The organism is Archangium sp., assembly GCF_036388035.1.
Classification (GTDB): Bacteria; Myxococcota; Myxococcia; order Myxococcales; family Myxococcaceae; genus Archangium.
Genome location: NZ_DASVSO010000115.1, coordinates 1 through 13,344, shown reverse-complemented (window position 1 = coordinate 13,344; position 13,344 = coordinate 1). Strand labels below are relative to the sequence as shown.

At 70.7% G+C, this 13,344-nt stretch carries 11 protein-coding genes; 6 read left to right on the top strand and 5 right to left on the bottom strand.

Annotated elements, in window-relative coordinates; genetic code table 11:
• The 5 genes from VF697_RS05095 to VF697_RS05075 form a co-directional block, all read left to right on the top strand.
• On the top strand, positions 1-918 hold a 918-nt coding region (locus VF697_RS05095; protein WP_331092350.1), incomplete at its 5' end, for an ATP-binding domain-containing protein.
• Positions 919-1,093: 175 nt separating this feature from the next.
• The gene (locus tag VF697_RS05090) at positions 1,094-3,193 is read left to right on the top strand and encodes a hypothetical protein (RefSeq protein WP_331092349.1); all 2,100 of its coding nucleotides are present in this window, start codon (positions 1,094-1,096) and stop codon (positions 3,191-3,193) included.
• Positions 3,194-3,267: 74 nt separating this feature from the next.
• Positions 3,268-3,684 (top strand): hypothetical protein, encoded by a 417-nt coding sequence (locus VF697_RS05085; RefSeq protein WP_331092348.1) that lies wholly within the window; start codon positions 3,268-3,270, stop codon positions 3,682-3,684.
• A 20-nt stretch (positions 3,685-3,704) separates the two neighbouring features.
• Positions 3,705-4,106, top strand: a complete 402-nt coding sequence (locus VF697_RS05080; RefSeq protein WP_331092347.1) for a hypothetical protein — start codon at positions 3,705-3,707, stop codon at positions 4,104-4,106.
• A gap of 305 nt (positions 4,107-4,411) precedes the next feature.
• Positions 4,412-5,647: a heparin lyase I family protein gene (locus VF697_RS05075; RefSeq protein WP_331092346.1), complete on the top strand. Its 1,236-nt coding sequence runs from the start codon at positions 4,412-4,414 to the stop codon at positions 5,645-5,647.
• Positions 5,648-5,651: 4 nt separating this feature from the next.
• Here the strand turns inward: VF697_RS05075 and VF697_RS05070 are convergent, their stop codons facing one another.
• Together VF697_RS05070 and VF697_RS05065 are read right to left on the bottom strand one after the other, a co-directional pair.
• Positions 5,652-6,149 carry a CBS domain-containing protein gene (locus VF697_RS05070; RefSeq protein WP_331092345.1) on the bottom strand — a complete coding sequence of 166 codons (498 nt, stop codon included), beginning with the start codon at positions 6,147-6,149 and terminating at the stop codon, positions 5,652-5,654.
• Positions 6,150-6,377: 228 nt separating this feature from the next.
• Complete coding sequence (locus VF697_RS05065; RefSeq protein ID WP_331092344.1) at positions 6,378-6,749, bottom strand: glutaredoxin domain-containing protein; 372 nt, start codon at positions 6,747-6,749, stop codon at positions 6,378-6,380.
• A 248-nt stretch (positions 6,750-6,997) separates the two neighbouring features.
• On the opposite strand from VF697_RS05065, the gene VF697_RS05060 reads away from it, so the two are divergent.
• The gene (locus VF697_RS05060) at positions 6,998-8,602 is read left to right on the top strand and encodes a serine/threonine-protein kinase (RefSeq protein WP_331092343.1); all 1,605 of its coding nucleotides are present in this window, start codon (positions 6,998-7,000) and stop codon (positions 8,600-8,602) included.
• 8 nt (positions 8,603-8,610) lie between these two features.
• Here the strand turns inward: VF697_RS05060 and VF697_RS05055 are convergent, their stop codons facing one another.
• The 3 genes from VF697_RS05055 to sppA all read right to left on the bottom strand — a co-directional run.
• Positions 8,611-9,381, bottom strand: a complete 771-nt coding sequence (locus VF697_RS05055) for an alpha/beta hydrolase (protein ID WP_331092342.1) — start codon at positions 9,379-9,381, stop codon at positions 8,611-8,613.
• Between the two features lie 121 nt (positions 9,382-9,502).
• Positions 9,503-11,050, bottom strand: a complete 1,548-nt coding sequence (gene rho, locus VF697_RS05050; protein ID WP_331092341.1) for a transcription termination factor Rho — start codon at positions 11,048-11,050, stop codon at positions 9,503-9,505.
• Positions 11,051-11,315: 265 nt separating this feature from the next.
• A partial coding sequence (gene sppA / locus VF697_RS05045) for a signal peptide peptidase SppA (RefSeq protein WP_331092340.1) occupies positions 11,316-13,344 on the bottom strand: 2,029 nt, incomplete at its 5' end.

Genomic DNA, 13,344 nt, shown 5'->3' with positions numbered 1-13,344 from the left:
CCGCTCACGGCCGTCGACGAGACGGTGCGGCACACGATGCTGCAGATCGCCACGCCGCTCGCGCGCGAGCTCGACGGGGTGGACCCCGAGCGGCTCCAGACGCTCGACGGGAAGTCCCTCGAGAGCGACACGCCCGACGAGCTGGCCGGCACCCTGGACCTCGAGGACCTCCCGCTCCTGCTGTTCCTCCGGGCGCAGGGGGGCAACCTGGGCGCCGTGGGGCGGCTGGTGCACGTGGTGCTGGACGAGGCCGAGGACTTCTCCCTCGTCGAGCTGTTCGTGGTGGGCCGGCTGCTGGGCGAGGCGCGGAGCTGCACGCTCGCGGGCGACGAGATGCAGCAGACCTCGACGAGCTTCGCGGGCTGGCCGGCGCTGCTCACGGAGCTGGGCATCCGCGACGCGGCCACCTGCCGGCTCCAGGTGTCCTACCGGTGCCCGAGGCCGGTGACGGAGCTCGCGCGCAAGGTGCTGGGGACTCAGGTGTCCACGGCGGCGCCCCAGGCGGGCCGGGAGGGAGCGCCCGTGGGGCTGCACCACTTCCCGGACGAGGCCCAGGCCCACCTGTTCATCGGTGAGTCCCTGAGAGACCTGCTCGAGCGGGAGCCCCATGCGTCCGTGGCCGTCATCGCCAGTAGCCCCGAGCAGGCGCGGACCCTCCACCGGGTCGTCGCGGACATGTCCTGGGCGCGGCTGGTGCTGGAGGGCGACTTCGCGTTCGAGCCGGGCGTGGACGTGACGGACGTGGACAACGTGAAGGGGCTGGAGTTCGACTACGTCGTCATCCCGGACGCGACGGCGCGGGCCTACCCGGCGAATGACGAGGCGCGTCGCCGGCTGCACATCGCCATCACCCGGACCTCCCACCAGCTCTGGATTGTCTCCTCCGGGGTCCGCTCGCCCCTGCTCGCCGGAGCGTGAGCACGGGAAGCCCCGCGAGCCCTTCAATTCCTGGCACGTCCCGGGTGAAGCTTTCCCGTGTCATGGGTGCTCCCGCGGGGGAGCCAATGGCTCTCACGCGAGTCCTTGACGCGGGTTCGCCGAGCATGTTTCCTCTTCCATGCAAGGGTTTGAGAGCCTCGCAGGGGGAAGCGCCATGTCAGGAGTCACGGAGCCGCCGACAGGTGTTGCAGCGGGGTCGGTCACCAGCCCCTATTCCGGGTACTCGCTCCATGGTTCGAGTGGCATCCAGCTCGCCGTGCCCGAGCACGGGCTCGTGTTGGGCCGGGCGACGCGGCTGAGTCCCACGTCGGTCTGGACGCTGGCCGGGAGTGAAGGGGCCGCGGAGCTGCTGGCGCGTGAGCGGACGCTGCGGGTGTGCCTCGACGCGGGAGGCACGAGCATCGGCCCCCTGACGGGCGAGCTGCGGTGGAGTGACGCCGGGGCGCAGGGCACCGCCCTGGGCTTCCAGCTCGTCGGGGTCTCCCCGGAGCAGGGACGGCAGATCCTCACGGTGTTGGACGACGCCATCCTGCGCGGCGGTGCCGAGCCCGAGGCCTCGCCCCTGCCGGTGCAGGAGGAGGTCTCCGGGAGCGAGCGCATCGAGTCCATCCTCACGGCCATCTCCGCGATGAACAACCGGGGGGTGCTGCGCCAGCCGGGCCGGACGGTGCGGGTGATGCTGGCGCGCCTGGACGCCACGCGGAGCCTGCTGCACTGGCAATGCGCCGAGCCGGGCGTGGAGTGGGGAGAGCCGCCCTATGACATCGAGGTGATTGGCTACAACTCGGCCTACCGGATGCGCCTGGCGGGGCCCGTCGCGCAGGGGGCGTGGCTGGTGACGCCGCTGCCCGAGCGGCTGTGGAAGGTGCGCCACCGCTGGCACCGCCGCGTGCCGGCGCCCCCGAAGCTGCGGGCCCGCTTCGACCATCCCCTGTGGAAGGAGCTGGGACGGCGGGAGCGCGAGGTCGTCGACGTCTCCTTCTCCGGGCTCGGGCTGTGTGGCGAGCCCGAGGACCTGGTCTTCCCGGGGCTCTTCCTGCCGCTCGAGCTGGAGCTGGCTGACGGCGAGTGCCTCTACCTGAGTGGCGAGGTGCGCCATGTGTCGTCGGCGCGGAGTGATGGGCGGCGGGTGTTCGGCATGGAGGTGCGGCCGCGCACGGAGCGCGACGCGGTGTTGTGGACGCGCCTCGTCTCCCAGTCGCTCTGCCCCACCACGCGCACCAGCGAGGAGCTGCTCGAGCCGCTCTGGGACCTGTATGTCGACTCGGGCTACTTCAACCCGTCCGCCGGGTCCATCGAGCGCGTGGACTCGCTGCGCCGCAGCTTCATCGACCTGGGGAAGCAGGCGGCGCAACTGCCCCAGCTCTTCTGCCAGACGGTGTGGCCCTCGGAGCGGGGCGTGGAGGCGTCGCTCTCCGCGGTGAAGCCCTACCGCCACTCCTGGTTGCTGCACCAGCTCGGGCGCAGGCCCGGGCGGCCCACCGAGACGCCGCATGTGCCAGGGCAGATCCTGCGCGACACCTACCTGCGCACGGTGGAGCACGCGCAGGGGGACCCGGAGTTCCGGTGGATGTTCTGCTACGCCGAGTCGACCCTGCCGTGGATGTACCGGACGCACGTGCGCTTCGCCCAGCGGATGCAGGAGCGCGGGCAGTCGCTGGTGTTGCCGCTCCGGGTGATGGAGGCGCAGTGCGACGCGCCGAGCCGTCAGCCCCCCGAGGACCTGGAGATTGGACCCGCCACCATTGGAGAGAAGTTCCTGCTGGCGGGCGAGCTCGCCCGTACCCGGCCCGCCTGCTACGTCGAGGCGCTGGACTTCACCCGTGAGGGCCTGGAGCTGTGGGGGGTGTCCCGGACCTGGCGGAGCGTGGGGCTGGAGCGCGAGCGGCGGATCTTCGTGGCACGCCGCGACGGTGTCCCGCTCGCCGCGATGGTGCTCGAGCTGGGGCATCCCGGGACGAACCTCTCCGGCCTGCTCGACGCCGCGCGCCTGTTTCCGCTGTCGCCGGAGGCGCGCACCGCCTACGTGGCGCTGCTGGACGAGGCGCGCCGCTGGTACGCGCTCCGGGGACGCTCCTCCTTCGTCTACCTGTGCGAGGACGGTGGCGCCTACGCGAAGGAGGCGCGCCTGCACGACGACTCCTCGGCGCGGCCCTGCCTGTGGATCATCGCCGCCGCGCTGGTGCCTGAGTTCCTGGAGCACATCTACGAGCAGTCCGTCGGGCTGCCCGCCCTCCTGCGCGCCGAGGCGTGAGCGCCGCCTCGGTGCGCTCGCGCGGGGGACGCGCTTGCACCGGGGCTCCTCCGCGCTCCAGCATGGGCGGGCCCATGCGAACCCGCCTCCGCCGAGTCCTCCTCCTCGCCCTTGCCTTCTCCGCCCCGGGCCTCTGGGCCTGCCGGGTGGACTGTGACTTCGAGCCCCACTGCGAGGGCAACGTCGTCATGGACTGCTCCATCGGGGTGGATCAGCTCGCGGGCTCCGGCTCCCCCGTGGTGTACCCGTGCCTGGAGCCCGCGCCGCTCTGCGTGGAGCGCCGTACCCCCCGGAGCAGCCCGGATGGGTCCCGGTTCTTCTGCGCCCGCTCGCCGCTCACGACCTGTGAGGAGTCCTTCGTCACGTCTTGTGAGGGCACGGTGCTCGTCTCCTGCGTGGGGGGCTATGTCTCCGCCCAGGACTGCACCAACCAGAACGGCACCGGGCGCTGTGGACGTCGCAAGCCCGATGGGTTCTCGCAGTGCCTCTGAATTCCCCTGGAGAACCCACCATGACGCCCGTCTTCTCTTCTTCCCGACTGCCCTGGCTCTGTGCCCTGGTGCTGACCTTCATGGGCTCGGGCTGCGTCGTGGATGACTGCGAGACCCGCTACCGCTGCCTGGGCGAGGGCCAGTACGAGTCGTGCAACGTCGGCTCGGACTGGGAGGCCCACCGCGTCCTCATCGACTGCAAGGCACCCAACGCCGCCTGCGTGCAGCTCGAAGAGGACTCCGTGCGGTGCGTGTATGCGCCGGCTGTGCGCTGCGATGGCTCCTTCGTGGACCGCTGCGAGGGCACCCGGCGCGTCTACTGCGAAGAGGTCCTCGGCTGGGTACAGGCCGTGGACTGCGTGGCGCTGGGCAGCACGGGCTGTCACGTGGATGCCGCGCTCGGCACGGCTGTATGTGATTAGCAACGGAATTCGACCCGGTCCCCTCTCGCGATGCCTGCTCGCCCCTCACGCGAGCTTGACGCGTTGTGTTGAACTCAACACAAATCTAGGGGATGCTCCTGCCCGCCTGACGCCTGCCATTGGCGGGCACTGAAGGAGTCAAAGCCTCACGCGTATGCGCAATCCCTCTCGGCGCCAGGGGTCCAACCCCGAGCTGGCGCAACGGGAGAGCCGCGTCCGCTGAACCACCCTGTGAACCCCATCCGCCGACCGCTCGCGCGGCCCGGCCTTGCCCCTGTCTGTCCTGATCTCCTGGAGAGCCCCACATGAAGAAGACCCTCCTGCTCGCTGAAGCCCTGCTCGTCCTCGCTGGCGCTGGCTGTGGACACCCCGATGACCTGGTCTCCGACGAATCGCAAGAGACCCTGGCCGTCGCGGAGGACACGCTGACCGCCTCGAACTGCACGCAACTGCAGCTGTCGACGGCCGCGGTGATCGCCAAGAGCAACGACGGCAACCTTCCGGGCAACACGCTGGATGATCGGCTCGACACGCGCTGGAGCGCCTTCGGCCAGGGCTCGTGGATCGACTACGACCTGGGCGCGAACCGCTCCGTCTCGGGGGTGACCGTGGCGTGGCACGAGGGCAACAAGCGCGCCACCAACTTCGTCGTGTCCACCTCGCTGGACGGCAACAACTACACGCCCGTCTACACCGGCAAGAGCAGCGGCACGACCACGGCCGCGGAGACCTATTCCTTCCCGGCCGCCACCGCGCGCCGCCTGCGCATCACCGTCAACGGCAACACCCTGAATGACTGGGCGAGCATCGCCGAGGCGCGCCCGTGCGCGGCGCCTGTGTCGGGCGGCACGCCCACGGGCACTGGCGTGGTGTGGCGCGGCGACTTCGAGACGGGTGACCGCACGCAGTGGAGCAGCACGCAGATGGTGAACGCGGACCGCCTGCAGGTGGTGCCCTCGCCGGCGCGCGAGGGCCGCTACGCCATCAAGGTCACCGTGAAGCAGGGGGACAACCCCATCAGCGCCAGCGGCAACCGCAACGAGCTGGTGAAGATGACGAACGAGACGGAAGGCAACGAGTACTACTACCGCTGGAGCACCATGTTCGCCTCGGACTTCCCGAGCGCGAAGACGTGGCAGATCTTCGCCCAGTGGCACCACACGGGCAGCAACGGCTCGCCGCCGGTGGAGTTCTACGTCAACGGGGAGACCCTCTACTTCCGCGTCCAGGGCACCACCGTGCTGTGGACCGCGCCGCTGGTGCGCGGGCAGTGGCAGGACTTCATCTTCCACGTGAAGTGGTCGGCCAGCGCGAGCAACGGCTTCGTCGAGCTGTACCACAACGGCAAGCTCGTGATTCCCAAGCGCGCCGCCGCCACCATGTACAGCGGGCAGCGCAACTACCTGAAGGTGGGCCTGTACCGGAACAGCACCGTCGCGCCGATTGGCATCGTGTACCACGACGGCTGGGTGCAGGGCCGGACCCTGCAGGACGTGCTCCCGGCGGGCACGTCCTCCACCACCCTGGCCTCGGCCCAGTAGTCAGCTACGGCAGCCCCGCCACCCACCTCACGATGTCCGTGGTGGAGAGCTGTCCCACCAGGGCGCCCGTCGGGTTCACGACGGGCACCCGGTGGACCCCCGCGGTGGCCATGATCTTCGCGGCCATGGCGAGCGAGCTGCCCTCGGGCACGGTGAGCACCTGCCGCGTCATCACGTCCGCGGCGGTGGTGCCATCGACGAAGTGCTGGCCCGTGGGGAGCAGCTCCACGCTGGCCTCCACGTCGTCCTCGAGGCGGTGACGCACCAGGTCCGTCTTGGACAGCATGCCCACCAGCCGGTTCTCCTCATCCACCACGGGCATGCCGCTGATGGAGTGCTCCAGCATCAGCTCGGCCGCCGTCCGCAGGTCGATGTCCGGGCGGACCGCGAGCACCTCGCGCGCCATCACCTCATCCACCGTGCAGAGGGCCGGAGCGGGCAGGGACTCCGTCTCTTCCTCGAAGAGGGAGTAGGGGAGGTCGTTGAGAGGCATGGCGCGCATGGTGGTGCTCCTTTGGGGGAGGGCCCCCTCCATGCCTGGCCACCGCGACCAGGCTCCTGGAGGCCCGATGCTCAGGGCCTTCCAATGCATGGCGGGTGCCAGCCCTTCTCCGAGGGGACTCACGGGGTCCACGCGCAGTCCCTGCGCTCGGAGAGGGCTGCTCACGCAACCCGTGCGGGTCCGGGCCTCGGTTGCCTGGACACCTGACGGGCTGACGCGGCGCGGCGCTCAGCCGAGCAGCTTCTTGAGGGAGCCGTCCGCCAGCGCCTTGGTGGTGTCGTCGAAGCCGCCGATGAGCACGCCGCGGACGAACACCTGGGGGAAGGTCGGCCAGCCGCTCCACATCTTGATGGCGAGCCGCTGCTTCCACATGCCGAAGTAGCTGCCGTACTCGAGGTAGGTGAACTGGACACCGGCCTCGGTGAGGGCGTTGCGCACCCGCTTGACGAAGGGGTTCTGCGCCATGCCCACCACCACGACGGGGTCGCGCTCGACGGCGGTGCGGACCTGGTCGACGACGTCACGGTGGAAGCCGGCCATCGCCTCGGCCACGGCGGGGGAACGCTTGTCATCGGAGAGCATGGGACGGGAGGTAGTCATGGGGCAGACACCCTAACCGAGCCGCTCCCCGAGGGGGCAATCCAAAATGCCGCGTCAGCTTTCAGGGGCCTCCCCGTCTCTCTTCAGAGGGGAGCGGTGGTCAGGCTGGCATCGACGATGCCGAGCGCGGTGAACCCCAAGCACCGATGCCGGTTCTTCCGACGCCCTCGTCGGCGCTGGCCTGGCCACTGCTCCCATCCCACCCCCCTCCGCACCAGGGGTCCGGGTGGTGTAGAACAGGGGGTCGAATGGAGCGACTTCCGGTCAGACCCCACCTCGCGCCGCCCCCCTCCTTCGGTGCCGCCTCGCTCGCGTCCGATGAGGCCCGCTCCTTTCTGCAGGAGCGGCTCGAGCTCCTCTACCGGATGCTCTGCGCGCTCACCTTCGCCTTCTACGCCTTCACCACCCTGGCCGCCGTCCTCCTCTTCGAGGTGCCGTGGACACGCGCCCTGGTGGACCCCGGCTACGCCTTCCACCTGATCGGCACCCTGATGGCGCTCGGTCTCTGGCTCCAGTGCCGCGACAAGCCCCGCTCCCTGCGCGCCCTGTCCTGGATGGACAGCGCGGGCCTGCTCGGCGTGCTCTTCCTGCTCAAGCTGGACGCCTATTATGACCGCGACACCCTGTCGCTGCTGCTGAGCACCAATGGCGCGCTCATCAGCCACGCCGTCATCGTCCCCAGCTCCATGCGCAGGACGTTCTGGATCTCCCTGCTCGGCGCCCTGCCGGATGCCCTCGTCGTCACCCTGATGGCGCATGCGGGCTCGCACTCCGACTCGCTGGTGCCCACGCTCGATGCCCTGCTCTGGGGCGGCGTCGCCGTCACCCTCGCCACCCTGGCCTCCCACGTCATCTACGGGCTGCGCAAGCAGGTACAGGCCGCGAAGCAGCTGGGCCAGTACACGCTGCTCCAGCGGCTGGGGGCCGGTGCCATGGGCGAGGTGTACCTGGCCAGCCACGCCCTGCTGCGCCGCCGCACCGCCATCAAGCTGCTGCGCGCCGACTCGGACGGCCGGGGCCTGGAGCGCTTCGAGCGCGAGGTGCAGCTCACCAGCCAGCTCACCCACCCCAACACCATCGCCATCTACGACTACGGCCGCACCGCGGAGGGACTCTTCTATTACGTGATGGAGTACCTGGAGGGAGTGGACCTGGACGTGCTGCTCACGGCCGCGGGGCCCCAGCCGCCCGCGCGCGTCATCCACATCCTGCGTCAGGTGTGTGGGGCGCTGGAGGAGGCGCATGGCCAGGGGTTGCTCCACCGCGACATCAAGCCGGCCAACCTCTTCCTGTGCCGGCGGCGCGGCGTGCCGGATCTGGTGAAGGTGCTCGACTTCGGGCTGGTGAAGGAGGTGGGCGGCTCCGAGGAGGCTTCCGCCCAGAGGGCCCACGTGGTGGTCGGCACGCCGCTCTACCTCGCGCCGGAGGCCATCGTCTCTCCGAGCCGGGTGGATGGGCGGGGGGACCTGTACTCACTGGGGGCGGTGGGCTACGCGCTGCTCACCGGCTGCCATGTCTTCGAGGGCCGCACCTCGGTGGAGATCTGCTCGCACCACCTGCACACCGTGCCCACGCCGCCGAGCACCCGCCTGGGTCGCGAGCTGCCGAGCGACCTGTGCGGCCTCCTCCTCCGCTGCCTCGCGAAGCATCCCGATGACCGCTTCGACAGCGCCCGCGAGCTGCGGCTCGCGCTGGAGGCCTGTGCGGACGCGGACGGGTGGACGGAGGAGGACGCCGAGCGCTGGTGGATGGCGAATGGCGCCACGATGGAGACGGCCCGGCCCCGGCGTGACTCCTCGGACCTCACCGGCACGCAGACGCTGGTGACGGAGCTGATCGGCCGCGTGGCGTAGTCCGCCGCTCACGGCTCGGCGACGAACTCCTTCCACAGCTCGATGAAGTCGCGCGGCGCCTCGAGGTTGGGCGAGTGCCCGATGTCCTGCATCACGTGCTGGCGCGCACCGATGAGGCTGGCGCACCGCTGACCTGACTCCACGGTGCAGAGCATGTCCTTGGCGCCGCTGACCACCAGGGAGGGCAGGGGGCGCAGGGCGTTCAGGCGCTCGCCAGGGGCCCAGTCCACGAGGGCCTGGAGCGTGGCCAGGGATGCCTCCCGGCGCTGCAGGTGCCCCTCCTCGATGAGCTGCTGCCACAGCGCATCGTCCGGAGCCGTCGGAGCGATGGCGCGCAGGGCCATGGCATAGACGGCGCGGTTGTCATGGGCGGCGAGCTGGTGCGCCGGCAGGTTGTACGCCGCGGGCATGCCATCCACCCAGGCCGGGGCCATCAGGGTGAGGGTGTGCACACGCTCCGGATGGTCGAGCGCGAGCTGCATCGCCACCGCGCTGCCAAGGGAGTGGCCAATCACATGCACACGGATCAGCCCCAGGCCATCGAGCAGCCCGCGAAGGTCCTGAGCCAGCGTGGGGATGGCCTGAAGGGAGTCGGGGCCTCGGGTGTGCCCGCGTCCGCGCAGGTCATACGCGATGGCGCGAAATCCAGGCGGCAGCAGCTCGAGCGTCGGCTGCCACCACAGGCTCGTGGTCCAGTTGCCGTGGAGGAGCACCACGGGCTCTCCCTGGCCCCGTTCGCGGTAGTTCACCTCGAGGTCTCCAACGCGCAGCATGGGCATGGTGGGGTCGTCCTTTCAGGTCTTGCGGATGAGGAGGCTACAACACGAAGGGCCTGCCCCCGCGTCGGCGGAGAGCAGGCCCTCGTGATGCGCCTCGTCGGACGTGAGCCGACTCAGCGGCTCACAGCTCCTCGAGGAACTCGTCGTTGTAGGTGTAGCGGCTGAGCCGCTTGATGAGCGCCTCCATGGCCTCCACCGGCTTCACCGAGAAGAGCATCTGGCGCATCTTCTTCACCTTCTCGTACTCCTTGTGGGTGAAGAGCTTCTCCTCCTTGCGCGTGCCGGACTGGCCGATGTTGATGGCCGGGAAGATGCGCTTCTCCGACAGGAACCGGTCCAGCGTCACCTCGGAGTTACCGGTGCCCTTGAACTCCTCGAAGATGACCTCGTCCATGCGGCTGCCCGTGTCGATGAGCGCCGTACCGACAATCGTCAGGCTGCCGGCCTCCTCGGTGGCTCGCGCCGCGCCGAAGATGCGCTTGGGCCGCTCCAGCGCGCGGCTGTCCACGCCGCCCGAGAGCGTCCGGCCCGAGTTGTCCACTTCCTTGTTGTAGGCGCGCGCCAGTCGCGTGATGGAGTCCAGGAGGATCATCACGTCCTTGCCGCTCTCCACCAGGCGCCGCGCCCGCTCCAGCGCCAGCTCGGCCACCTTCAGGTGGTCGCCCGTCGGCCGGTCCGAGCTCGAGGCCAGCACCTCGCCCTTGATGCTGCGGCGCATGTCCGTCACTTCCTCGGGGCGCTCGTCGATGAGCAGCACCATGAGGTGGATCTCCGGGTGGTTGGCCACCACCGCCTGGGCGATCCGCTGCAGCATGATGGTCTTGCCCGTCTTCGGAGGCGCCACGATGAGCGCACGCTGGCCCTTGCCGAGGGGGGCGATCAGGTCCATCACCCGCGTCACCATCTCGCGGTGGCCGTTCTCCAGCTTGATGCGCTCCACCGGGTCCACGGACGTGAGGTCCGCGAAGTGCGGCAGGCGGCCCATCTGCTCCAGCGGGCGGCCGTCCACCTGCTCCACGCGCTGGATGATGCCCTTGTTGCCCTTGAGCTGCGCGAGCGCGTTGACGTACTGGCCCGGGCGCAGCCGCAGCTTCTGCACCAGGTTCTTCGGAATCTCCGCGTCGTCCGGGGCGGGCAACAGGTTGCGCTTGAGCTGCCGCAGGAAGGCGTTGGGTCCCTTCGCCTCGGTGTCGAGCACGCCCTCCACCGGCGCCAGCGAGGGCTGGGGGGCCGGCTGATGGTGCCTCGGCTGACCACCGCCATGCTGCTGCGGCTGGGGATGGTGCTGCTGCTGCTGTTGCTGCGGCGGCGGGTGTTGCTGCTGCTGTTGCTGCTGCCGCTGCTGGTATTGCTGCAGCTCCTGCGGCGTGAGGAACACCTGCTGCTGCTGACCGTCCGGACCGGGCACCAGGCGGTAGGCCTGCCCCTCCGGGGTGAACTGCACCTGTGCGCCCTTGCGGCGACGGCGGCGGCGGCGGCGGCGGCCACCACCCTGGCCGGGCTGCTGAGGGCCACCACCGGGCTGTCCCGGCGCGGAGGCCGAGCCCTCGCCGTCATCGGGGCCCTCGTCGCCCTCGTCATCGCCGTCGTCCATGTCAGGCGGCGTCTCGGCGCGGGCGGCCACGGGGGACGGCAGGTCTCGGGGATCGCGGTTGTCGGTTTCGCTCATGGGTCCTACGGAATTGCGGCGCGCATCCCCTGGGAGGGGGTCCCCCGGCCGAGACGCGCGCGAGGTCGATGTCTGTGGGACAGAAGCCCGACGCGGGGTCCTCGGGACTCCCGCGCACTGGCACGGGCTACCCGCCGACCGAAACCGCCGGCCCCTGGAGCGTCCAAGCGGCCTGGAGGCCGACCTGAAAGCGCCATGCACCACACTAACAGAGGGTCCGCCGGGAGGCCGGAGAATTTCGCCTCCCGGTGTCCTCTCCGCAACGTCAGCGGACGGTCAGGGAGAAGGGCTGGACGGCCTTCAGGCCCGCCTCCTCCAGCCAGGGGGTCTCCAGGCCCGCCTCCTGGACGAGCGCCCGCACGCCCGGCGGCAGGAGGGGCTCTGGCGCGGGGAGGAGCTTGGCCAGCACCCCCGGCTCTCCACCCGGGGAGGACAGCAGCCCGCGCGACTCGCCCAGCACCACCAGCTCCAGCTCCTCCCGGGGGGGCACCCCGGCGCGCTTGCGGGCCGCGTCCACCGCCTCCATCAACCCGCCCAGCGCGTCCACCAGCCCGCGCTCCTTGGCCGCCGCGCCGGACCACACCCGCCCGCGCGCCAGGGAGTCCACCTTCGCCTTCTCCAGGCCGCGCGAGGTGGACACCTCGGTGATGAAGTCGTCGTAGGCCGAGTCCACCCAGGCCTGCACCGCCTTCTGCTCCGACTCCGTCCATGGCTTCCAGGTGCCGAGCACGTCCGTCATCGGGGCGCGGGAGATGGTCTCCCGGCTCACCCCCAGCTTGTCGCCCAGCAGGCCGCGCAGCGCGGGCTTGAGGAAGAAGACGCCGATGCTGCCCGTCAGGGTGGTGGGGGAGGCCCAGATTTCATGCGCGCCCATGGAGGCGTAGTAGCCGCCCGAGGCCGCCACGTCCCCCATGGAAGCGATGACGGGCTTCTTCTTCTTCGCCTCCAGCACCGCGCGGTACATCAGCTCCGAGGCCAGCACGTCGCCGCCGCCCGAGTCCACCCGCACCACGATGGCCACCACGGACGGGTCGTTCTGGGCGCGCTCCAGGGCGAGCGCCACCGTCTCCGCTCCGGCGATGGCCTCGCCGCCCAGCGGGGACTGGCGACTCTTGCCGCCGGCGATGGAGCCCAGCACTGGCACCACGGCGATGCGGCGGCGTCCGCTCCAGCGCGGCTCCCGCTCGTCCCTCGGCGAGTAGGTCGGGTCGTAGGCGGCCCCCGGGGCCAGGGCCTCCAGCTTCTTGTCCAGCTCCTCGGGCAGCAGCAGTCCGTCCACCAGGCCCAGCTCCTTGGCCCGGTGGGCGGTGAGCAGCCCCGAGGCCCAGGCCTCCCGGAGGCGCTCGACGGGGAGGTTGCGCGCCTGGGCCACCGCCGCCTCGTAATGGCCCACCTCGGTGTCCAGGTAGGCTTCAATCGTCTCGCGCTGCGCGGGGCTCATGTCGCGGCGCACGAGCTGCTCGGGGGCCGTCTTGTACTCGCCCACGCGCGCCACGTCCCAGGTGACGCCCAGCTTCTCCATCGTCCCGCCCAGGTAGGAGATGCTCGCGGACAGGCCGTTGATGACGAGCGAGGAGCCGGGCAGCGCGTACACCTCGTCCGCGGCCGAGGCCACGAAGTAGGCCCGGTCATCCACGCTGTAGAGCACCGCCATCACCCGCTTGCCGGACGCGCGCAGCCGCAGCACCGCCTGGCGCAGCTCCTCCGCCTTGCCCCAGTCCACGCCCGGCAGGTTCGACACCTTCACGAGCACGCCCTTGAGGCGCGGGTCCTTCGCCGCGTGGTCCAGCCAGCGCACCAGCCGGAGGTACGGGTCCGACTCCGAGAAGCCGAGCAGCGACAGCGCGGGGCTCCCCCCCTGTCGCAACCGGTCATCCAGGTCCAGCAGGGCCACCGCCCCGCCGCCGAGGCGCAGGGCGGGGTACTTCTGGCTGGAGAGGCGCACCGCCACCACATGGTCGAGCCCGCCACCCTCGGCGCCGCCTCCCGCGTAGGTGACGCCGAAGCGCGAGCTGTCCAGGGTGGCGGCGAACTGGAGCGCCAGTGCGCGCTCGCCGCCGAGGCCATGCGAGAGGCCCGCGCCCAGGCCGAGGCCGGGCAGGACGGTGGCCCGCAGCGTGTAGGAGAGGCGCCCGTCGTCCCAGCGGCCCTCGGCGGCGGTGTAGTCCGCGCCCAGCGTCAGGCGCTCACCGAAGGGGCGCAGGCCCACGGCGAGGTGGTAGCTCCGGGGCAGGGAGAAGGCCCCCGACTCGGGCGCGTTCACGTCCCGCACCACCGCGCCCACCGAGAGGAAG